The following is a 20,153-nucleotide window of genomic DNA, read 5'->3' on the forward strand; positions in this document are numbered from 1 at the left end:
GTGAAGCTCTCCGCCCGGGTCTCGGGGTCGGCCTTTTCGATGTGGCGGCGGGGAAGGAGAGGTTTTCCCTTCAGGTCGTCGGCGGAAAGGGCACCGAAGTCTTCCTTTTTTACGTGAAAGCCCAGGCGGTCTTCGGCCTTGGCTACTCGCCCGGAGAGGAGGCGGTCCATGGCAAAGGCGGCTTTGCGGCCGTGGGCCACCGCCTCGATGATGACGCTGGGCCCGGTGACGGCATCGCCCCCGGCGTAGACCCCTTCCATGTTCGTGGAGAAGAGGGCACCGTCCGCGTCGATGGAGTTCCAGCGGGTGAGGCCGATGCCGCCAAGGAAGTCCGTGACCACCTTCTGGCCGATGGCTTCGATGACATGGTCGGCGTGTTCGGTGTACTCGCTGTCTTCCATGACAACGGGGCGTCGCCTGCCGCTGGCGTCGGGTTCGCCGAGTTCCATCTTCACGAAGGTGACCCCGGTAAGGCGTCCGTGTTCCCCTTTGTACGCCACGGGGTTGGTGAGGATGCGGATTTCGATTTTTTCTTCTTTGGCGTCCTCGATCTCCTCGATGGCTGCGGGCATCTCTTTTTCGGTTCTGCGGTAGATGATGGTCACCTTGTCCGCGCCGTAGCGCAGGGCGGTTCTGGCCGCGTCGATGGCGGTGTTGCCGCCGCCTACCACAAAGACGCTTCCGCTGAGCTTTTTGGCCGTGCCCAGGTTGACCTCCCGGAGAAAGTCCACACCCTGCATGACTCCGGAAAGGTCGCCGCCGGTGGTTCCCATGGACGAGCCCACCTGGGCCCCGTGGCCGATGAAGACGGCGTCGAAATCTTCCCGCAGCTCGGCAAGGGTGAAGTCGCGGCCCAGGGCCACGTTGTAGCGCACCTCCACGCCCATGGCGAAGATGGCGTCGATTTCCGCTCGAAGGTCTTTTTTGGGGAGGCGGTACTCGGGGATGCCGTAGCGCATCATGCCGCCGGGTTCGGGCATGGCTTCGAACATGACCACCCGGTGTCCGGCAAGGCGCAGGAAGTAGGCAGCGGAGAGCCCGGCAGGGCCGGAGCCGATGATGGCCACGGAGCGGCCCGTGGCCTTGCCCGGTTCGGGGACGTAGATGTCGCCTAAGGCCAGCTCACGGTCGGCCACAAACCGTTTGATGTTTTTGATGTCCACGGGCTCGTCCATGAGGTTCCGGCGGCAGGCGCTTTCGCAGGGCTTGGCGCACACCCTGCCGCAGACGATGGGCAGGGGGTTGGTCTCCTTCATGAGCTTGACCGCCTCTTTGTAGAGGCCGCGCTTGGCAAGGGCCACATAGCCCTGGATGTCCACGTTGGCCGGGCAGGCCAGGCGGCAGGGGGCGTAGCAGTCGGCCGTGTGGCGACCGAGGAGGAGCTCCAGGTTGGTCTTCCGGGATCGTTTGACCGCATCGGTTTCGGTGCGGACCACCATGCCGTCGGCAACGGGGGTGGCGCAGGTGCGTCGAAGGGCGGGGGCGCCTTCCACTTCGGCCACGCAGAGGGAGCAGGCCCCGAAGGGAGCAGTCTTCTCCACATGGCAAAGGGTTGGGATATCGGCAATGCGGTGCTCTCGGATTACATCGAGCAGGGTCTTGGACTCATCGGCTTCTACGTGGACGCCGTTGATGGTTAACTTGGCCATACATCACTCCGTGCCGGAAGGTCTCGGACCGGCGGAAACATTCAGATAACAAATGGGTATATAAACAAATGGGCGTCATCCGCAAGGGGTGACGCCCCGGTCTGTCGTTTGGTGCGATGGGCTTCCACAAGGGGCACGCAGCCCCGGGCACGGAATCATCTGTTGAATCCCTGAACCGGGGTTTCGGGGCCGAACAGCGGCCACCTGTGAACACCAGATCGCTTCTATTTTCTGTGTTGAAGACCCACAGCCTACATGAAACCGCCTCCTGCGGCAAGGCGCAGGAGGTCGGATTATGAAGGTCATGGGTTGAGGGGCATGGGTCTTCGGTTTTTTCTGCCTATTGCCTGCAAGGTCTCAGGCTTCTCCCGGGCCTCCGGGAGCCGGGGCGATGCGCACTGCGCACACCTTGAACTCCGGGATCTTGGAAACCGGATCCAGCTTGGCGTTGGTCAGCCGGTTGGCGGCAGCCTCGGCAAAGTGGAAGGGGATAAAGACCGTCCCTTTGCCCATGCGGCGGCTGACCTTGACCTTGGCGGTGATCTCTCCCCGTCGGGAAGTGATGGTGGCCATGGTGCCGTCGGCAAGGCCGAGGGACTTGGCGTCGGTGCCCTCCATCTCCACGAAGCACTCTGGTGAGCGTTCGTTGAGCCCCTTGGATTTTCGGGTCATGGTGCCGGTGTGGTAGTGGTAGAGGACCCGGCCGGTGGTCAGGGCCAGGGGATACTCCTCGTCCGTGACCTCGGCAGGCGGTGTCCACGCGATGGGGTGGAAGGTGCCTTTGCCCTTGGCAAAGGTCCCGACGTGGAGGCGGGGCGTGCCCGGATGGTCTGCCGTGGGGCAAGGCCAGGGGATGCCCTCCTTTTCGATGCGGGGGTAGGAGAGGCCGGAGAAGATCGGGGTCACGGCGGCCAGCTCGCTGAAAATGGCTTCGGCGGACCCAAATCCCATCTCCTCTCCCATGCGCCGGGCGATGTTGCAGATGATCTGCCAGTCTGTGGGGACCCCTTTGGGGCCGTCCACGGCTTTGCGCACCCGCTGGACACGGCGCTCCGTGTTGGTGAAGGTCCCCTCCTTTTCGGCAAAGCACAGGGCGGGCAGGACCACGTCGGCGGCCCGGGCGGTTTCGGACATGAAGATGTCCTGAACCACGAGGAACTCCAGGTTGCCGAATCCTTTTTCCGTGTGGGTGAGGTCGGCCTCGGAGACCAGGGGGTTTTCACCGATGACGTACAGGGCCTTGAGGTCGCCCTTGATGGCCGCGTCCACCATCTCCGTGGCGGTGAGGCCGGGGGTGCGGGAGAGGCCGGTGACGCCCCAGGCTTTCTCCATGGTCTGGGCGTGGGGCTCTTCATGGACTTTTCTGTAGCCGGGGTAGACGTCGGGCAGGCCTCCCATGTCACAGGCTCCCTGGACGTTGTTCTGGCCGCGCAACGGGTTGACCCCGCCGCCTTCAATGCCCACGTTGCCGCAGAGCATGGCCAGGTTGGCCAGGGCTTTTACGGCATCGGTGCCGTTGACGTGCTGGGTGATGCCCATGCAATAGAGGATGGAGCCCTTTTCCGCGCCGGCGTAGAGACGTGCCGCGGCAACCAGGGTCTCTTTGGGGATGCCGGTGATGGTTTCCACGTAGTCGGGGGTGAAGGGGGCCACGGATTTGGCCATGGCGTCGAAGCCCTCGGTGCGCTCCAGGATATAGCGCTTGTCCTGAAGTCCTTCCTCAAGGATCACGTGGATCATGCCGTTGATCCAGGCAATATCACCGCCGGGCCTGGGGGCCATGGAGAGGTGGGCGTGTTGTTTCAGGGTGATCTCGCGGGGGTCTGCCACGATGAGCTTTTTCCCGCCGAATTTGGCGGCCCGTTTGACGGCCGCCGCGATGACGGGGTGGGTCTCCGTGGTGTTGGACCCCGTCACGAGGATCACATCGGCCTTCTCGATGTCCGAGATGGGGTTTGTCATGGCACCGCTGCCTAAGGAGGCGGCCAGACCGGCCACCGTGGAGCTGTGTCATAATCGTGCGCAGTGATCGATGTTGTTCGTTTTCAGCACCGTGCGGGTGAACTTCTGTGCCACGTAGTTCTCTTCATTGGTGATGCGGGCGGATGTGAGGACCCCCACGGCATCGGCGTGGGCACCGGCGATCTCTTTGAGGCGCCTGGCCGTAAGGTCCAAAGCCTCGTCCCAGGAGGCCTCCCGGAACGCTCCGTCCTCTTTGATAAGGGGGGCGGTGAGGCGACGATCCGAGGCGATGAAGTCAAATCCGTAACGACCCTTGACGCAGAGGCTCCCGAAGTTGGGAGCGGCCTCTTCGCAGCCGGAGACGTGCCAGACCCGGTTGTTTTTCACATGCAGGTTCACCTGGCAGCCCACCCCGCAGTAGGAGCAGGTGGTCCGGACGGCATCGGTCTCGGAGAGGCGCGGCACCATGCGGGCGTCCCTGGGCACCAGGGCCGCCACCGGGCAGGCCTGGACGCACTCCCCGCAGAAAACGCAGTCCGAATCCTTCAGGGGCAGGTCACCCTTGGTGATGATTTTGGTGCGGGCACCCCGGTAGCCGAAGTCGATGGCCTCGTTGACCTGGACCTCGTTGCAGGCCTGGACGCAGCGCCCGCAGAGGATGCATTTGGAAAAATCCCTCAGGATAAAGGGGTTCACCGCTTCCATGGGGTAGGTGACCCCGGTGTCTTTAAAAGCGGTCCCCTTGACCTTGTAACGGAAGGCGAGCTCCTGGAGGCGGCAGGCGCCGGATGAGGGGCATACCAGGCAGTCGTCATGGCGGCCCGAGGAGAGCATCAGCTCAATGGTCATGCGCCGTGAGCGGATGATCTCGGGGGTCTCGGTGCGCACCGTCATGCCGTCTTCCACCGGAACGGTGCAGGCGGTCAGGAGGGTGCGGGCGCCTTTGACCTCCACCATGCAGATGCGGCAGGCCCCGGTGGGTGTGCTCCCCTTGAGGTGGCAGAGGGTGGGGATATCAATGTGGTTGCGTCGGGCAACGTCAAGGATGGTCTCTCCCTCGGAAAAGGGAAGGGGTGTGTCGTCAATGACGACTCTCTTCTCTTTGTGTTCCATCTCCAAAAATCTCACCTTCTGTTATGCATTAGTCGATGGCGTCAAAGGGGCATTTGTCGTAGCAGCTCATGCACTGCACGCATTTGTCCGTGTCGATGACGGCCACCTCTTTTTTCTGCCAGGCAATGGCATCTGCCGGGCAGGCCTTGTAACAGAGACCGCATTTCTTGCATTTGTCGGGGTCCACGGTGAACTTGAGGAGAGCCTGGCAGGTTTTTGCCGGGCAGCGCTTTTCGAAGATGTGGGCCTTGTACTCGTCCATGAAGAAACGCATGGTGGAGAGCACGGGGTTGGCGGCGGTCTGGCCGAGACCGCAGAGGGCAGAATTGCTGGCCACTTCGCTGAGTTCTTCCAGGGCTTTGAGGTCGCTCTCCTCTCCCTTACCTTCGCAGATTTTTTCCAGTATCTCAAGGATCCTGCGGGTGCCCTCACGGCAGGGGGTGCATTTGCCGCAGGACTCCTCCTGGATGAAATCCATGAAGAAGCGGGCCATGTCCACCATGCAGGTGCGGTCGTCCATGACGATGGCGCCGCCCGAGCCCATGATGGCTCCCACCTTGGCGATCTCTTCATAGTCGATGGGGGTGTCCAGGTGCTGCTCCGGAACGCAGCCGCCGGAGGGGCCGCCCAGCTGGACCGCCTTGAATTTGCGCTTGTTGGGGATGCCGCCGCCGATGTCGTAGACCAGGGTGCGGATGGGAAGGCCCATGGGCACTTCCACGAGGCCGATGTTGTTGACATCGCCGGAGAGGGCGAACACCTTGGTGCCCTTGCTTTTTTCCGTGCCCACCGAGGCATACCATTCGCCCCCTTTCAGGATGATCTGGGGCACGTTGGCAAAGGTCTCCACGTTGTTCAAAATGGTGGGTTTGTCCCAGAGACCCTTTTGGGCGGGGAAGGGGGGACGGGGGCGGGGCATGCCGCGCTTGCCCTCGATGGAGCGCATCAGGGCGGTCTCTTCGCCGCAGACAAAGGCGCCTGCACCCTGGTAAATCTCGATGTCGAAGTTGAAGCCGGATCCCAGGATGTCCTCGCCAAGCAGGCCGTATTCTTTGGCCTGGGCAATGGCGATCTCCAGGCGGTGGATGGCAAGCTGGTACTCGGTACGGCAGTAGATGTAGCCCTTGGTAGCGCCGATGGCCTTGGCCGCGATGGTCATCCCCTCCAGGACCACGTGGGGGTCGGATTCCAGGATACTTCGGTCCATGAAGGCACCCGGGTCCCCTTCGTCGGCGTTGCAGAGGACGTATTTTTCATCCCCGATGCTGGAATGGGCGAATTTCCACTTGAGGCCTGTGGGGAAACCCGCGCCTCCGCGGCCCCTGAGGCCGGAGGTGAGCATCTCCTCGATGATCTCCTCGGATTTCATTTCGTTCAGGGCCTTGGCCGAGCCGAAGTAGCCCTCCCGTGCGATGTATTCGTCGATGACCTCCGGGTCGATGGCCCCTTTGTTTTTCATGGCCCGGTAGACCTGATTGGAGAAGAAGGGGATGTCGTCGATATGGGGAATCTTCTCCTTGCTCATGTGCTCTTTGAAGAAGAGACGGGGGACGGGGCGGCCTTTGAGGAAATGCTCCTCCACCAACTCGGGGACGTCGTCCACGGACAGTTTCTGGTAGAAAATCCCTTCGGGTTGAACCAGCATCACGGGACCCACGGCGCAGAAGCCGTTGCAGCCGGTCTCCACTACTTTTATTTCGTCTGCGAGCCCGCGGTTGATCAGCTCGGCGTTGAGCGCTTCCTGGAAAGGCTTGCTGCCGGTGGCGTGGCATCCCGTGCCGCCGCACAGCATCAGCTGCATTCTTGTTTTACTCATCTCTTTCTCCTGGGTTGGAATCGCTTGTGAAGGCCCTGGGGCCCTTGCGGCCATATGCCTTCACGGTATGGATGACATGGGCGTCATGCAGTTTGTGTTCACTGGCCTGTCCGCGGCAGGGGCTGCCCGGCCAGGCCGTCCGACGCGATACGGTTACTTGTATTCCTCCAAGATTCCCGTGACATCTTTGGGGTCAACGTTGCCGTGAATGTCCTCATTGACGATCATGACAGGGGCCAGGCCGCAGGCACCCAGGCAGCGGACACCCTCCAGGGTGAAACGGCGGTCTTCCATGGTCTCTCCTTCGGAGACGCCGTATTTGTTGCCGATATGGTTCATGACCTCCTTGATGCCTTTGACATAACATGCTGTGCCGGTGCAGGCTTTGATGATGTTTCGCCCTTTGGGTTTCAGGGAGAAAAGAGAGTAAAACGTGGCCACACCGAAAACCTGGCTTGATGCCAGGCCCAGGCCCTGGGCAATGTAATCAAGAAGGATGGGTGGAAGGTAGCCTACGGTGTCCTGGCAGAGGCGCAGGACGGTGATAAGCGAACCGGGAACGGGGCTGTTCTCATCAAGGATGGTGTCGATGCGGGTCCACATCTCAGCGGTGATATCCGGATGCTCGGGATGGTGATCCATAGCCATGGGCAAGTCTCCAAGCCGAAGAACCGTGCTCTTCGATTACGTGTGATTTAGTAAGGTTGTCGTATGGTGACTGTGGTTTACGGCATGAACGCTGTTTAGGGCGTCCAATGTCATTTATTATGTATCATTAAAGATGAATAATTGCTTGTCGAGGAGAATGCAAGGGAAAATTGGAATTGGCATTAGAAATTGAATACCTTCCGGGGAATTACTTTCCATTGACAGTGGTAGGTCAATGAAATATAGGATGAAAGGTCATTCTTCCGGACCTCTTGCGCCTGACCGTCCTTCTTTTTTGTTCTGTTTGTGAATGATCCGATTGAGATGCCGGGGGGCCTCTTGTCTTCCCTCTGCCTGCCTGGACTTGACTGCTGTTTCAAGATGAAACGGCGTTTAACATGGACATCCCGGTTTATCGGGGTGTCGCCCAAGACAGATCAACCGGGGTCGAACAATGAAACTTGCCGATATCGTCGATGTGCTGGATGCGACACTGCTTTCGGGCGAGCAGCATCTGGACAGGGAGTTTGAGATTTGCCGGGGCAGTGACCTCATGAGCGACATCCTGGCCTATTTTGCGGACGGGGGCGTCGTGCTGACGGGCCTGCCCACGAAGCAGGCCGTGCGCACCGCCGCCGTGTCCGGCGTGGGGGGACTCGTGTTCGTGCGGGGAAAGCAGCCCGCAGGAGATGTGGTGGCCCTGGCGCGCAAAGAGGAGATCCCTTTGATGATCACCCGGCTTTCCATGTTTGTGGCCTGCGGCAGGCTCTACTCAAGCGGCATGGCGGGGCACAACGGGGAACGATAGGTCTGCGCCGGATATTTCAAACGCCTGAATTTTTCCGGGTAACAGCTTGTAATGATCTCGTATTGACTTGATAGGGTCGTGTTCTCATGAAATATTCGGGCTACAGTGTTTGCAACAGGGGCCGGGCCTGCCTGGGAAAGGCGGGATGGGCCGTCCCCGCATGTGTTTTCGAGGGTGTGTCATAGATGAAGGCTTTTTTGGAGTTATGCAACTATGAATCGACTCAGACGGACCTATGCGGTGCGGTACGGGGATTTCAACCACGCCGGTGAAGCGTCCATCCATGTGAAGAACACGTTGAAGTCTCTGAATTTCCGCCCGGAGCTGGTCAGGCGGGTCTCCATCTGCGGGTATGAGGCGGAGATGAACCTGGTGATGCACGGGGGAGACGGGGTGCTGAAGGTTGTGATTTCGCCCCAGGAGATCCGGCTGGATGTGGAAGACTCGGGGCCGGGGATCGAAAATACCGAGCTGGCCATGCAGGAGGGATACTCCACGGCCAGCGACGCCTTTCGCGAAATGGGATTTGGCGCCGGCATGGGGTTGCCCAACATGAAGCGAAACTCCGACGACATTGTGGTGGACTCCGTGCCCGGCCGGGGGACGGCCGTGACCATGCGGTTCACCGTCGGCGGAGGAGAACCATGAGCACCGAACATGCCGGGGCCGCGGGTTGCTACGTCAGCTTTGATGCGACGTTGTGCGACGGGTGCACGCGGTGCGTCAGGGGCTGCCCCACCAAGGCCCTGCGCGTCCGGAACGGCAAGGTCGTGCACAAGCAGGAGGCGTGCATCGGGTGCGGCAACTGCCTGAGGATCTGCCCCATGGGCGCCGTCCGTGCCGCCACCACCGAGCTGGCGAGACTGAAAAAGAGCCACATCTCCGTGGCCCTTGTGACACCCATCCTCTACGCCCAGTTTCCCGGCGTCCTCCCCAAAGATATCTTAAAGGGCCTCAAGCGCCTCGGGTTTCACCACACCGTGGACATGTCCTATTTTTTCGAGATGTTCCAGTTCGCCACCGAAGAGTTTGTCCGCCAGAACCGGCGCACCGGCGAGGCTCCCTGGCCCCTGATTTCGCCTGTCTGCCCCGTGGTGCTGCGCCTGATCCACGCCCGCTTTCCGAGCCTGATCCCCCACATCCATCCCATCAAGCGCCCCGTGGCCATCATGGCCAAAAAGGTGACCCGCATCCTGAGCAAGCACTACGGGGTCAACGAGGGATTCATCAACATGGTCTACATCAACCCCTGCCCCACGAAAAAGGGGGACGACCCCGCGTTGCCGGATCAGAGCTTTACCAATGACGGCCCATACGCTATGGGTATCTGTGATATCTATTCCCGACTGGCAAAAGAGGTGGAACATGTGCGAAACATCGAGGCCATCCCCATGGCCTTTGCCAGTTACGAATTCGAGCAGTGCACCTCCGGCGACGGCCTTCTCTGGGGCATGAGCGGGGGGGAGACCGTGGCCTCGGATATCGAAAAATCCCTGTCTGTCTCCGGGCTGGAAGAGACTGTGAGCATGCTTGAGAAAATTGAGATGGGCCTGTTTCGCGACACGGAGTACATCGAGCTTCGCGCCTGCACCGAAGGGTGCATCGGCGGTGCACTGACAGCCATCGACAAATACCTGGCCAAGAGCGCCAGCCTCCGGATGATTAACCTTCTGGGTACGGGCAAGCGCCTCAACCGGGATCGCATCAACAGGCTCTACGAAAAAGAGTGGTTTTTTTCCAAGCGTTCGGAGCAGAAGGGGAGCGAAGGGGACGGGTTTACCGGTACCCCCTTTACCATTGAGGAGATGCGAAAGATCGACGGGTTGATCCAGCTGATCAACGGCCGGGACTGCGCTGCCTGCGGCGCCCCGGACTGCCGCACCTTTGCCGAGGACGTGGTGCGTGGTGAAGTGCCCGTGGATGCCTGCCTGCTGCTTCGGGCCAGGGGCATGACAGGCGAGCAGGTGATGACATTTATCAACAGCAAGGAGTGCGGGCATGCGTGTCAGGGACTTGGTTGAACGATACGGCCTGGAAGTTGCAGCCGGAGAAAAAGGGTTGGACCGGGAGGTTCGGTTCGGATATTGCGGCGACCTGTTAAGTGAAGTGATCGCCCACGCTGGCCAGGCTTCGGTCTGGATCACCGTGCAGGGGCACCAGAACATCGTGGCCGTGGCTGTTCTCCGTGAGTTTGCGGCGGTGGTCATCGCCTCGGGAAATGCTCCCGACAAAGAGACCTGTGCCAAGGCCGAAGCCGAAGGCATCCCGCTTCTCACCTGGAAGGGCAATGCCTACGAGCTTGCCGGACAACTTTACAGCGAAGGGCTCGGCTGCCCATGAGGCGCGTAACCGCCGACCTGCATATCCACACCTGCCTGTCGCCCTGCGGCGATCTCTCCATGGATCCCAAGCGGGTGGTGGACAGGGCATTACGGGCGGGGCTCGACCTCATCGCCATCTGCGATCACAACAGCACGGGCAATTGCGCCGCCGTGATGGAGGCTGCCCGGGGAAAAAAACTCTGCGTGCTTCCCGGCTGCGAGATCTGCACGGCCGAAGAGGTTCATGTGGTGGCTTTGTTTGAAGGCCTTGAAGAGGCCTGCGGGTTCCAGGGGTATCTGGATGCCCACCTGTCGGGGACCAACACCCCGGAGGTGTTCGGGTATCAGATCGAAGCCGACGCCGAGGGCCGGTTTATCGGCGAGTGCACCGATTTACTCATGGGCGCCCTGGACCAGGGGGTAAGCGAGGTGGCGGAAGCGGTAAGACATTCAGGCGGCCTGGTGATCTGTGCCCACATCGATCGGCCCAGTTTTTCTGTTATTTCCCAGTTGGGGTTCATGCCCCCCGACCTTGCCCCGGACGCCGTGGAGGTGACCCTGCCCGGCATTCACGGGGGCTTTGACCTTGCCCAGGCCGCCGGGTTTCCTGTGGTGACGGCCTCAGATGCCCACTACCCCGAGGATGTGGGACGCTGGACCACCCTGCTGGACGTGGAAGCACCGGCCTTTGCCGAGCTTTCCATGGCCCTTCGCGGGGAGGCCGGGCGGGCCGTGCAGGGCTTTGAAGGGCTGCAAGGTGTGGCGTCATCGTGGAGGTCTGCGTGAGAGAGATCTCCCTGCACATCCTGGACGTTGTGGAAAACGGCATCGCCGCAGGGGGCAGCCTGATGACCCTTGTGGTGGATGAGGACGTTGAAAACAACTGGCTGTCCATCACCATCTCGGACAACGGCAAAGGTCTTTCGCCCGAGCAGCAGGCAAAGGTGGCGGATCCCTTTTTTACCTCCCGCACCACCCGGCGCGTGGGCATGGGGCTCTCCCTGCTCCAGGCCGCGGCCGAACGGTGTGACGGGCGTTTTTCCTTTGCCTCCGAGGAGGGAAAAGGCTCCCGTGTTTTCTGCTCCTTTGTGTATGATCATATCGACCGGGCCCCCCTGGGGGATATGGCCATGACCATGGAAGTTCTCATGGCCGGGTACCCGGAGGTGGATTTTCTCTATCGTCACCTGTACAATGGGCGCGAATTTCTGTTTGACACGCGAACCATTCGGCAGGAGCTGGAAGGGATCCCCTTAAATGAACCCGCCGTGCTCAGGCACTTGAAAGCAGGTATCGAAGAGGAACTTGAAATCCTCAGAACTGAACGGGCAGATGATAGATGACGGGCCATGGCCAGGACGCATGGTTCCCTGGCCCCAATGATCTATGACCTGAACCCTATGACCTACATTACCTACGATTATCCTATTGGGAAGGAGACGTTGATATGGCAAAGCTCTCTGTTGCAGACCTCAAAGCACTCAAAGAAAAAGTATCCAAGGATATTTCACTTCGTGAAGGAAAGGCCAGGGTGCTTGTGACGGTGCACATGGGGACCTGCGGCATCGCTTCCGGTGCCCGGGCCGTCATGGATGCCCTGATGGAAGAGATGGACGCGTGCGATCGAAGCGACATCCGCGTGATGGCCGCAGGCTGCCTGGGCATGTGCAGCAGCGAGCCCAACGTCACGGTGGAGATCGACGGGGAACAGCCCGTGGCGTATCAGTTCATGGACGCCAACAAGATGAGGCAGGTGTTTAAGCGCCACGTGATCCTGGGAGAGGTGCAGTCCGATTTTGCCATGGCGACAATGTAGCCGCCGGCAAGGGCTTTTCAACGAGAGTTTGCCTCCGGCGGCCCTGCCGGAGACAAACGGACTCGTGACAAGTGACAAGAGAATCCGTCGATGAGGCGGCATGGCTTCAGTGTGGCCGTGCCGCCTTTTTTGTGGGATGAAGCGACGCAAAGGGCCATTGCCCTTAACACGCCTTCTCCATCATGACCTTACCCACCGGGAGGTTGCCCTGGCGGCCATGCCGTGCCCGTGGTCGAAGATGATCCCTTCCACGGCTGCCTTGCCCTGTTTCCCGAGATCGGTCACACGGCCTTCTCCTTTGAGGGTGCCTGTGTTGAAGAGGGGAGAGGGAAAGACAACGCGCATGTTGCTCATGGTAAAGCCCGGCCCGAGATACACCCGGGCCGTCCGGTTCATCAATTCGTCCAGTACGGCTACAAGGAGACCGCTTGTGATCAGTTTGCCGTGGCCGCACATGGCTTCCGGTATCTGGGCGACTGCGACCACGACCGACTCTCCTGCGCAGGAGAGCAGGCGGAACCCGCATGGGCCGTGGGCCATGTGGGGCCGATGATTTACCTCGCCGCTGGACGTGTCAAAGGGTTGCATCGTTTTGACTCCCCTTATTAATAAGGCATGTGAGGCGCATGGTTGCGTCCGCTTTTTTTTGACGGGGTGCAGCAATCAGCTTATGCCTCCGGCGGCCCTGCCGGGGGGCAAACTTTTGAAAAGTTTGACAAACAGGTCTTGATAGCTTTGGCATGAATTCCAGCGATTTTGACCGTTCTAATTTTTCTGCTCACTCTCTTCGTTTTTTGCGGAGCTTTTTTTCAAAAAAGCGACCCGCCGGAGGCAAGCTGAATGGTTACCACCTGTTTTTATTTCATCCTGTAGGTGTAAGCGATCATCATCTGGTTCCTGTCCTCCATCTGCAGGGCGGCCTCCAGCCCGGCGCAGTCAAGGTTGGCATTGATGGCCTCCTTGGTCATGCGGACCCCCATGGGGTTTTTTTCAGTCATGGCAACGGCCAGCTCCATGGCGGTGTCGATCATCTCCCCTTTGGGGACCACACGGGAGGCAAAGCCCAGGGAGAGGGCGGTGGGGGCATCCATCCAGTTTCCGGTCAAAAGGTACTCGTAGGCCCTTCCCGACCCGATGAGCCGGGGTAAAAAGTAGCTGGAAGCCATATCTGCTCCACCCAGGCCGATATTGATGTAGGCGGCGGAAAACCGTGCGTTTTCCGCAAGGATTCGGATGTCTGAGGCCATGGCCAGGGAAAACCCGATGCCAGCGGCTGCTCCGTGGACACAGGCGATAACGGGCTGGGGAATACGGCGCATGGCAAGGAACAAACGGCTCATGCGGGCCTGGGCGTCGTAGGCCTTCACCGGGGTCATTTTGAAGATCTCCGGGGCATAGGCTTCGGTGTCCAGGCCCGCGCAAAAACCCTTGGATTCGCCTCCGTCCAGAACAAGGACTGTGGTCTCTTCGTCGTGCCGTCGCTCGGCAAGGAAGGCCTCAAAGGCCTCCACTGTCTCTAAGTCAAAGGCGTTGTATTTTTCAGGCCGGTTAAAGGTCAGGCGGCCGATTTTTCCTTCTTTTTGATAAACAAACGGTTCCATGTGGTTCTCCTTCGATTGTTGCGATACGGGGTGGGGACCCTTTATCAGTCTGTAAAGCAGGCCGTCTCTGTTTCGAGGGAGACGGGTGGCCGGGTGAGGGTGACGGACAACGGCCCTGTTTTCGGCAGTTCGTGGGTGAAGTAGTAGCGGCCCACCGCCAGTTTGCCCTGGTAAAAGAGGCGGTCCGACGTGCGGATTTTCTGTTCAGAGAGTTTTTGGGAAGCCACGGTCATCTGGGCCAGCCACTGCCATGCCACGGCGACGTACCCGAAGAGTTCGAGGTAGACGGTGGCGTTGGCAAGGAAGGCCTCGGGCCCCTTTTCCATGGCCACGCTGCCCAGGCCCATGGTGGTGGTGGCCAGGGCCTTTTTGGCGTCGGAGAGGGCCTGGACATGGTCGAGGAGTTCCGGGCAGGCCTTGGCCTGTTCCATGGTGGCTTCCATCTCCCGATCCAGCAGTTGAAGGGCTTTTCCGTTTTTCATCATCACCTTCCTGCCCAAAAGGTCCATGCCCTGGATGCCGGTGGTGCCTTCGTGGATGGCGTGGATGCGCATGTCTCGAAAGTGCTGCTCCACGGGAAAGTCTTCGCAGTACCCGTACCCTCCGAAGCACTGAATGCTGGCACTGGTGGAGTGGATCCCCAGTTCAGAGGGGAAGGTCTTGGCCACCGGGGTGAGCAGCTCCAAAAGCAGCTTGTGGTCTGCTCTCTCTTCTTCAGGCCCGGTGTGCATGCGTTCCTCGTATCTGCTGCACTGAAGGATGAGGCAGAGGGCACCTTCGGAGATGGCCCGCTGGAACAAGAGCATGCGCTTGACATCCTGATGCTCGATGATGGGGACCGGCGCCCCACCGGGGCCGTCGGTGATTCGGCGGCCCTGTTTTCGATTTTTGGCGTAGTCCAGGGCTGCGTGGTAGGCTGCCGTGGCAATGGCTGTGGCCCCCATGCCCACCTCCAGGCGGGCGCCGTTCATCATCTGGAACATATAGGAGAGGCCCCGGTTGGGCTCGCCCACCAGGTAGCCCGTGCAGTCGTCCCGGTCGCCCAAGGCAAGGGCGGTGATGGGAGCCCCCCGGTACCCCATTTTGTGGAAGACCTGGGTGACGGTGACGTCGTTGGACGTGAGTTCCCCGTCCCTGTTTTGTCTCAGCTTGGGCACGGCAAACAGGGAGATCCCTTTGACCCCTGCCGGAGCCCCGTCCATGCGGGCCAGCATGAGGTGCACCACATTGTCCACCGCGTCGTGGTCCCCTGCGGAGATAAAGATTTTCTCCCCCTTGATTCGATAGGTGCCGTCGGACATGGGAGTGGCGCTGGTGGTGAGGTCCCCCAGGGAAGAGCCGGCTTCAGGCTCGGTGAGGGCCATGGTGCCCTGCCATTTTCCCTCCAGCATGGGGGGAAGAAACTGGTTGCGCAGCTCATCCGAGCCAAAGGTGAGGATCAGGTTGGCGGCCCCCATGGTGAGCCCGGAGTAGACGGATGCCGAGTAGTTTGCAGACGCAAAGATGAAGTACACGGCGTGCAAAAGGCTTGCTGGCATGTCCTCTCCGCCCCACTTCTGGGGAAAGGTCGCTGAAATCCAGCCGTCTTTCCCAAGGGTCTCCAATATGGCGCGGACATCCCGGTGCACGGCCACGGTGCCGTCCACAAGCTCCGGCGGGTTCCTGTCCATCTCCTCGAAGATGGGGTGCAGGGCCTTCTTGGCAAAGTCAAAGGCCGCATCCAGGACCATGTCCATGGATTTTCGGGTGTGACCGTTTGCTGAGGTCCCCGTGGCCGGGGCGTCGGTGCCCACAACCTCGTGGAGGGTGAATTTCAGGTTGCGCATACTCACGAATTTGTTCGCCATGATCATCCTTTCAGCTCATAAAAAACAGCCTTCTATGGTCAACGTAGCAAGAAGATGGTGCTTTTGTGATCAGCAACTTGCATGCCATTTCAGCGAGGCCCTCTTTCCGGGCCCCTTGCGATTGTTTCTGGTGAATATCCGCGATATGTAGTAGTTCTTTTCGGTGGTATTTAGACTATCCACTGTATTTCGCGGGAGAGCCCATGACACAGGACGAGAGCAGGCTGGTACGGGACATCACCCAGTGCCTCTACAGCAGCCTTGAGATCGACAAGTCGCTCCATGAAACCCTTCTTTTACTCAAAGAGTTTTTGCCCCTGGATCTGGTCCATGTCTTTGTACTGGACACCTCGGCCCAGACCATGCGGTACCTCGCCGAAGCCACGGTGAAGCGCGGCAGGCTCATCGACGAGCACATCCAGCTCTCCTGGGATCACTTCAAGGAGATCAGGGACCAGGCCCACGGGGTGGTTCGGATCTTGGAGAGTGCGGACAGCCCTATGCTCAGGAGCATCCACGCCCATTTCCTCAGTCATGTGGAAAAGCCTCTCTATTCGCGTAAGAATGATTTTTCCGTGGTGACCATGGGGTTTGATATCGTGCCGCCCCTGGTGGGTGGGTTTGGTATGGTGGTGGGTGGTGACCATGCCTACGGGGCAAGGGACGTCGCCCTGATGAAGCTTATCCGGCGTCCCCTTATCGGTGCGGTGCTGAACCTTCTGCACCACAGGGACCTGGTGTGCGAGAACGAGCGTCTCTCATCGGAAAAAAAGCAGCTGGAGCATCGCCTGGGGCATAACGGGGACGGCCAGGTGATCGGGGTGGACTCCGGGCTCCGGGAGGTTTCGGCCATGGTGAACCAGGTGGCGGCCCTGGACAGCCCGGTGCTGATCCTGGGGGAGACCGGTACCGGAAAAGAGGTGGTGGCCAACGCCATCCACCGGGCCTCCGGGCGCAGCAGGGGCCCCATGGTCCGGGTGAACTGCGGGGCCATTGCCGAAGGCCTTCTGGACAGCGAACTCTTTGGCCATGAAAAAGGGGCCTTTACCGGTGCCACCCGCCTGAAGCGGGGCTATTTTGAGCAGGCCGACGGCGGCACCATTTTTTTAGATGAGATCGGCGAGCTTCCTCCCGCCGCCCAGGTCAAGCTCCTGAGGGTGCTCCAGACCCTGGAGTTCAACCGGGTGGGGGGCAGCTGGCCCGTCTCCGTGGATGTGCGCGTGGTGGTGGCCACCAATCGGGACCTTTTTGCCATGGTCAAGGAGAAGAGATTCCGTGAGGACCTCTGGTTCCGCCTCAACGTCTTTCCCATCCGGGTGCCGCCATTGAGGGCCAGGAAACAGGATATCCCCGAGCTGGCCACCTGCTTTGTTGCCCGCAAGTCCCGGGAGCTGAACATGGAACCAGCGCCCGGGCTTACCGAATCGGCGGTTCGCCAGCTCACCGCCTACGACTGGCCCGGCAATATTCGTGAGCTCCAGAACGTCATCGAGAGGGCCCTCATCGTCGGCAGGGGCCGCCATCTCTCCTTTGACAACCTTGTCTGGGAGCCAAGGGCTTCCTTGTCCGAGACCCGTCTGCCGGACAACGCCGTGGAAGGGTTTCCGTCCATGGATGAGGCCGTGAGAAATCACATCCACGCGGCCCTGTCCCTTTCCCGGTGCAAGGTGGAAGGACCGGGGGGCGCCGCCGAGCTTTTGGGGATGAACCCGTCCACCCTGAGGAGTCGCATGAAGAAACTGGGGGTGGGGGTGAGGAAGAAGATTGATAAGGCAGGGGAAACAGGGAAAACAGGTGATAGGGGAAATAGGGGAAATAGGGGAAAAAGGTGATAGGGAACAAAAGGTCATGGGGGAGAGGGATCAGGTGGTAGAGGAAATGATGGACGTGGAAGCCGGGAAGGTGCCTGCACCGGTGTGGCAGAGTCAGCGTGTGTTTATCCTGGGGTATGTGGGGGTGGTTTTGATCCCCCTTTTTTTTCTTGTGGTGTATGCCTGCTACGACAAAGGCCGTTGCCGGGGTGAAGGGCCGGTGACCATCACCTTGACCATGTCGCTGTATGAACCGGGAAGGCCCGGGGGAAGCGGGGGGACCCGGTTTTCCACCATGGCGTCTCCCTCCCGGCAGTCGTATACCGTGTGGGGGACCACCGAGACCGGCCAGCTGTGCTTTATCGATGTGGATTCGTATCTGGATTATACGGGGTATACCCGGGGGAAAAGGGTTGAAACCTCCTATACTGTTCACAAGGACCGCGGGGACTGGCGATGGACCGTGGAGGCTGATTTCTGGGTGACGGTCTGGTGCCTGGCCCTTGGGCTCATGGGGCTGCGCGTGGCCGTTACCGCCCGTGGTAAGGGGGCCGGATGATCGTTTTGAAAAAATATGTGCTGTTCAGCATGGTGATGCTGTGGGCCGCGGGCGTGGCCCACGCAAACGGGATCGAGGAGAAATTTATCCGTGCAGGTCTTGTGGACGTGCATCAAATGGATGAGACCATCCAGGTGGACCTGGTGAACTCGGACCCCCGCAAAAACTATTTAAACGTTTAGCCCCCGGCAGGGCCGCCGGAGGCATAAGCTGAATAGTTACTCTCGGTCTTGATCCTCGTTTTACCCTCAGCCCAGCCGTACGCCCCCTCCTGAGGTGGCTCATCTCATGCCCCGTTTTACCCAATCTTTTTTTTAAGGGCTTTTGCGGCCTTTTGTGGATCGTCTGCGGCCACGATGGCAGAGACCACGGCGATGCCGTCGGCCCCTGCCATCATCACCTCGGCTGCGTTGGCAAGGCCGATGCCCCCGATGCCGACAACGGGGATGCCCACCGCAGAACGGATTTTCCTCACCCCGTCAAGGCCCAGGGGCAGGGCGGTGTCGGTTTTCGTAGGGGTGGCAAACACAGGGCTGACGCCAATGTAGTCTGCTCCCCCGCGCTCTGCGGCCAGGGCATCCTCCAGGGATTCCGCGGAGATCCCGATGAGGGCCTCCGGGGGCAGAAGTCGCCTGGCATCGCGGATGTGCATGTCGCTCTGTCCCAGGTGGACACCGGCGGCGCCCACGGCCAGGGCCACATCCACCCTGTCGTTGATGATCAGGGGGATCCCTTTATCATCCAGCAATACCTTGATGGCGCGGGCCTCCTCAATGAAGGTTCGGGTGGAGGCCTCTTTTTCCCGCAGCTGGACGCAGGTGACGCCCCCGGAGACAGCACTGCGTACGACCTCCAGGGTGCTGCGTCCTCTGGAGAGGCTTCGGTCCGTCACCAGGTACAGGGTGTAGTCCACGGTTGAAGGGCGGCTCATGGGCGCTGTTCCTTTGGGCCAGAGCCAATGACATCCATGGCGCATCCGGTGTGCAGCTCCTCGGGGGTGAGGGTGTAGAGGGCGTCCAGAAGGGCGATCATAAAGCTTCCCGGTGCCGAGGTGTTTTCGGCGGCTTTTTGCCCGGCCATTCCGAAGAAGGCCAGGGCAGAGCAGGCCGCGGTAAAGGGGTCGGGGTCCACGGCCGCAAAGGCCCCGGTAATGGCCGTAGCCGTGCAGCCCGTTCCCGTGACCCGTGCCATGAGGGGGTGGCCGCCCCGGATCTTTGCCGTGCGTGCGCCGTCGGTGACGATGTCCTCCGGACCGGTGATGGCGATGGTGGCACCCAGCTCCGTTGCCAGGGCCGAGGCCATGGCTGCGGCCTCTTCAACGGTGTCCACGGCATCCACGCCGCGGGTCCGGGAGCCTGCCTGCTGCAGGGAGAGGATCTCCGAGGCGTTGCCACGGATAAGGGTGACCCCCGCTTCCCAGATGAGGCGGGTGGCGGTGCGGGTCCTCAAGGCGGTGGCTCCGGAGCCCACGGGGTCTAAAATCACCGGCGTGCCCAGGGATCGGGCCCTGGCACCGGCAGAGACCATCGCCCGGATCCACGGGTCACTCAAGGTGCCGATGTTGAGGACCAGGGCTCCGGCAAAGGAGGCCATCTCCTCCACCTCGTTTTCCGCATGGGCCATCACCGGCGAGGCACCCAGGGAAAGGAGGGCGTTGGCCGTGTAGTTCATCACCACGTAGTTGGTGATGTTGTGGACAAGGGGGTTGGATTCCCTGATTTTTGATAGGTTCTCAGCTGCTTTTAGGGCAAGGTCGTTCACAATCCTAAATCCTTATGCATTGGTTGAAAAACGGCTGAGGAGGGCTTGAAAGGGGGGCGATTGCCCCCAAAAAAAAGATCGATGCGCTTCGCAATTCCCTTCGCCGGCATGATCCGGATCAGGTTCAACGGGTATGATCTCAGGCCTTAAGCCACCCCTGCGTGTACGGCTTGTGGAAAGCCGCATCGTGTGATGCAGTTTGTATAGGGTGGTCAGGCAAGGTTGTCAACACATTCGCCCTTATCTCACAGGGTCAACGCATTTAAAAAATCAGTTGCCTCCGGCGGGGCGCTTTTTGAAAAAAGCTCTGCAAAAACGTTGCGGTAATTAAATAAAGAAGGGGGGCTGTGCTCTGTTGTGACGCATCTTCAAAAAACAAAACCTGTTTGTCAAACCTTTCAAACGTTTTGCCCCCGGCAGGGCCGCCGGAGGCAAAAATCT

18 protein-coding genes, 1 pseudogene and 1 riboswitch are annotated in these 20,153 nt (G+C 60.2%); of the genes and pseudogenes, 10 read left to right on the top strand and 9 right to left on the bottom strand.

The features are described from left to right. Positions 1–200 precede the first annotated feature (200 nt). The 4 genes and pseudogenes from MSL71_RS26800 to MSL71_RS12920 form a co-directional block, all read right to left on the bottom strand. Positions 201–1,649 (bottom strand): annotated as a pseudogene (locus MSL71_RS26800) (FAD-dependent oxidoreductase); the annotation flags it as partial. Positions 1,650–2,006: 357 nt separating this feature from the next. Continuing rightward, complete coding sequence (gene fdhF / locus MSL71_RS12910; RefSeq protein ID WP_180140935.1) at positions 2,007–4,724, bottom strand: formate dehydrogenase subunit alpha; 2,718 nt, start codon at positions 4,722–4,724, stop codon at positions 2,007–2,009. Between the two features lie 28 nt (positions 4,725–4,752). Beyond that, positions 4,753–6,540, bottom strand: a complete 1,788-nt coding sequence (gene nuoF / locus MSL71_RS12915) for an NADH-quinone oxidoreductase subunit NuoF (RefSeq protein WP_180140937.1) — start codon at positions 6,538–6,540, stop codon at positions 4,753–4,755. Positions 6,541–6,693: 153 nt separating this feature from the next. After that, positions 6,694–7,188 (bottom strand): NADH-quinone oxidoreductase subunit NuoE family protein, encoded by a 495-nt coding sequence (locus MSL71_RS12920; protein WP_180140939.1) that lies wholly within the window; start codon positions 7,186–7,188, stop codon positions 6,694–6,696. 454 nt (positions 7,189–7,642) lie between these two features. Here MSL71_RS12920 and MSL71_RS12925 point away from each other — a divergent pair, with 454 nt between their 5' ends. The 7 genes from MSL71_RS12925 to MSL71_RS12955 all read left to right on the top strand — a co-directional run bounded on the left by MSL71_RS12925 (position 7,643) and on the right by MSL71_RS12955 (position 12,133). After that, the gene (locus MSL71_RS12925) at positions 7,643–7,996 is read left to right on the top strand and encodes a DRTGG domain-containing protein (RefSeq protein WP_180140941.1); all 354 of its coding nucleotides are present in this window, start codon (positions 7,643–7,645) and stop codon (positions 7,994–7,996) included. Between the two features lie 213 nt (positions 7,997–8,209). Next, a complete protein-coding gene (locus tag MSL71_RS12930) occupies positions 8,210–8,644 on the top strand; it encodes an ATP-binding protein (protein WP_180140943.1) in 435 nt (144 codons plus the stop codon). Continuing rightward, a complete protein-coding gene (locus tag MSL71_RS12935) occupies positions 8,641–10,017 on the top strand; it encodes a [Fe-Fe] hydrogenase large subunit C-terminal domain-containing protein (protein WP_180140945.1) in 1,377 nt (458 codons plus the stop codon). Before MSL71_RS12930 ends, MSL71_RS12935 begins: the two co-directional genes overlap by 4 nt. After that, a complete protein-coding gene (locus MSL71_RS12940) occupies positions 9,995–10,336 on the top strand; it encodes a DRTGG domain-containing protein (protein ID WP_180140948.1) in 342 nt (113 codons plus the stop codon). Before MSL71_RS12935 ends, MSL71_RS12940 begins: the two co-directional genes overlap by 23 nt. Continuing rightward, positions 10,333–11,103, top strand: coding sequence for a PHP domain-containing protein (locus MSL71_RS12945; RefSeq protein ID WP_180140950.1), 771 nt, complete (start codon positions 10,333–10,335; stop codon positions 11,101–11,103). Before MSL71_RS12940 ends, MSL71_RS12945 begins: the two co-directional genes overlap by 4 nt. Further along, positions 11,100–11,660, top strand: a complete 561-nt coding sequence (locus MSL71_RS12950; protein ID WP_180140952.1) for an ATP-binding protein — start codon at positions 11,100–11,102, stop codon at positions 11,658–11,660. Before MSL71_RS12945 ends, MSL71_RS12950 begins: the two co-directional genes overlap by 4 nt. Before the next feature lie 104 nt (positions 11,661–11,764). After that, positions 11,765–12,133, top strand: a complete 369-nt coding sequence (locus MSL71_RS12955; RefSeq protein ID WP_180140954.1) for a (2Fe-2S) ferredoxin domain-containing protein — start codon at positions 11,765–11,767, stop codon at positions 12,131–12,133. A gap of 180 nt (positions 12,134–12,313) precedes the next feature. On the opposite strand, the gene MSL71_RS12960 is transcribed toward MSL71_RS12955, so the two are convergent. From MSL71_RS12960 to MSL71_RS12970, 3 genes are all read right to left on the bottom strand, one after another. Continuing rightward, positions 12,314–12,721: a hotdog fold domain-containing protein gene (locus tag MSL71_RS12960; protein ID WP_180140956.1), complete on the bottom strand. Its 408-nt coding sequence runs from the start codon at positions 12,719–12,721 to the stop codon at positions 12,314–12,316. A 269-nt stretch (positions 12,722–12,990) separates the two neighbouring features. Continuing rightward, complete coding sequence (locus MSL71_RS12965) at positions 12,991–13,734, bottom strand: enoyl-CoA hydratase/isomerase family protein (RefSeq protein ID WP_180140958.1); 744 nt, start codon at positions 13,732–13,734, stop codon at positions 12,991–12,993. A 44-nt stretch (positions 13,735–13,778) separates the two neighbouring features. Further along, the gene (locus MSL71_RS12970) at positions 13,779–15,581 is read right to left on the bottom strand and encodes an acyl-CoA dehydrogenase family protein (protein WP_180140960.1); all 1,803 of its coding nucleotides are present in this window, start codon (positions 15,579–15,581) and stop codon (positions 13,779–13,781) included. Between the two features lie 203 nt (positions 15,582–15,784). On the opposite strand from MSL71_RS12970, the gene MSL71_RS12975 reads away from it, so the two are divergent. Genes MSL71_RS12975 through MSL71_RS12985 form a run of 3 tightly spaced genes read left to right on the top strand, consistent with a single transcriptional unit; the run spans position 15,785 to position 18,133 of the window. Further along, positions 15,785–17,413: a sigma-54 interaction domain-containing protein gene (locus tag MSL71_RS12975; RefSeq protein ID WP_180140962.1), complete on the top strand. Its 1,629-nt coding sequence runs from the start codon at positions 15,785–15,787 to the stop codon at positions 17,411–17,413. A 34-nt stretch (positions 17,414–17,447) separates the two neighbouring features. Then, entirely contained in the window at positions 17,448–17,951 is a 504-nt protein-coding gene (locus tag MSL71_RS12980) for a hypothetical protein (RefSeq protein WP_180140963.1), read from the top strand. Next, on the top strand, positions 17,948–18,133 hold the full coding sequence (locus MSL71_RS12985; RefSeq protein ID WP_180140964.1) for a hypothetical protein: 186 nt from the start codon (positions 17,948–17,950) through the stop codon (positions 18,131–18,133). Before MSL71_RS12980 ends, MSL71_RS12985 begins: the two co-directional genes overlap by 4 nt. Positions 18,134–18,249: 116 nt before the next feature. On the opposite strand, the gene thiE is transcribed toward MSL71_RS12985, so the two are convergent. Both thiE and thiM read right to left on the bottom strand, forming a co-directional pair. Then, positions 18,250–18,882 (bottom strand): thiamine phosphate synthase, encoded by a 633-nt coding sequence (gene thiE / locus MSL71_RS12990; RefSeq protein WP_180140965.1) that lies wholly within the window; start codon positions 18,880–18,882, stop codon positions 18,250–18,252. Continuing rightward, a complete protein-coding gene (gene thiM, locus MSL71_RS12995) occupies positions 18,879–19,712 on the bottom strand; it encodes a hydroxyethylthiazole kinase (protein ID WP_180140966.1) in 834 nt (277 codons plus the stop codon). The genes thiE and thiM overlap by 4 nt, the downstream gene beginning before the upstream one ends. Positions 19,713–19,789: 77 nt before the next feature. Beyond that, positions 19,790–19,881: riboswitch (TPP riboswitch) on the bottom strand. Positions 19,882–20,153 lie beyond the last annotated feature (272 nt).

The sequence above is a fragment of the Desulfoluna butyratoxydans genome (assembly GCF_900699765.1).
In the GTDB taxonomy this organism is placed as follows: Bacteria; Desulfobacterota; Desulfobacteria; order Desulfobacterales; family Desulfolunaceae; genus Desulfoluna; species Desulfoluna butyratoxydans.

Coding starts and splice junctions, on each gene's coding strand:
- nuoF (WP_180140937.1), bottom strand. CDS start 6,540: ATGAGTAAAACAAGAATGCAGCTGATGCTGTGCGGCGGCACGGGATGC.
- MSL71_RS12985 (WP_180140964.1), top strand. CDS start 17,948: ATGATCGTTTTGAAAAAATATGTGCTGTTCAGCATGGTGATGCTGTGG.
- MSL71_RS12930 (WP_180140943.1), top strand. CDS start 8,210: ATGAATCGACTCAGACGGACCTATGCGGTGCGGTACGGGGATTTCAAC.
- MSL71_RS12965 (WP_180140958.1), bottom strand. CDS start 13,734: ATGGAACCGTTTGTTTATCAAAAAGAAGGAAAAATCGGCCGCCTGACC.
- MSL71_RS12920 (WP_180140939.1), bottom strand. CDS start 7,188: ATGGCTATGGATCACCATCCCGAGCATCCGGATATCACCGCTGAGATG.
- MSL71_RS12975 (WP_180140962.1), top strand. CDS start 15,785: ATGACACAGGACGAGAGCAGGCTGGTACGGGACATCACCCAGTGCCTC.
- MSL71_RS12940 (WP_180140948.1), top strand. CDS start 9,995: ATGCGTGTCAGGGACTTGGTTGAACGATACGGCCTGGAAGTTGCAGCC.
- thiE (WP_180140965.1), bottom strand. CDS start 18,882: ATGAGCCGCCCTTCAACCGTGGACTACACCCTGTACCTGGTGACGGAC.
- MSL71_RS12925 (WP_180140941.1), top strand. CDS start 7,643: ATGAAACTTGCCGATATCGTCGATGTGCTGGATGCGACACTGCTTTCG.
- MSL71_RS12960 (WP_180140956.1), bottom strand. CDS start 12,721: ATGCAACCCTTTGACACGTCCAGCGGCGAGGTAAATCATCGGCCCCAC.
- MSL71_RS12955 (WP_180140954.1), top strand. CDS start 11,765: ATGGCAAAGCTCTCTGTTGCAGACCTCAAAGCACTCAAAGAAAAAGTA.
- MSL71_RS12970 (WP_180140960.1), bottom strand. CDS start 15,581: ATGGCGAACAAATTCGTGAGTATGCGCAACCTGAAATTCACCCTCCAC.
- MSL71_RS12935 (WP_180140945.1), top strand. CDS start 8,641: ATGAGCACCGAACATGCCGGGGCCGCGGGTTGCTACGTCAGCTTTGAT.
- MSL71_RS12945 (WP_180140950.1), top strand. CDS start 10,333: ATGAGGCGCGTAACCGCCGACCTGCATATCCACACCTGCCTGTCGCCC.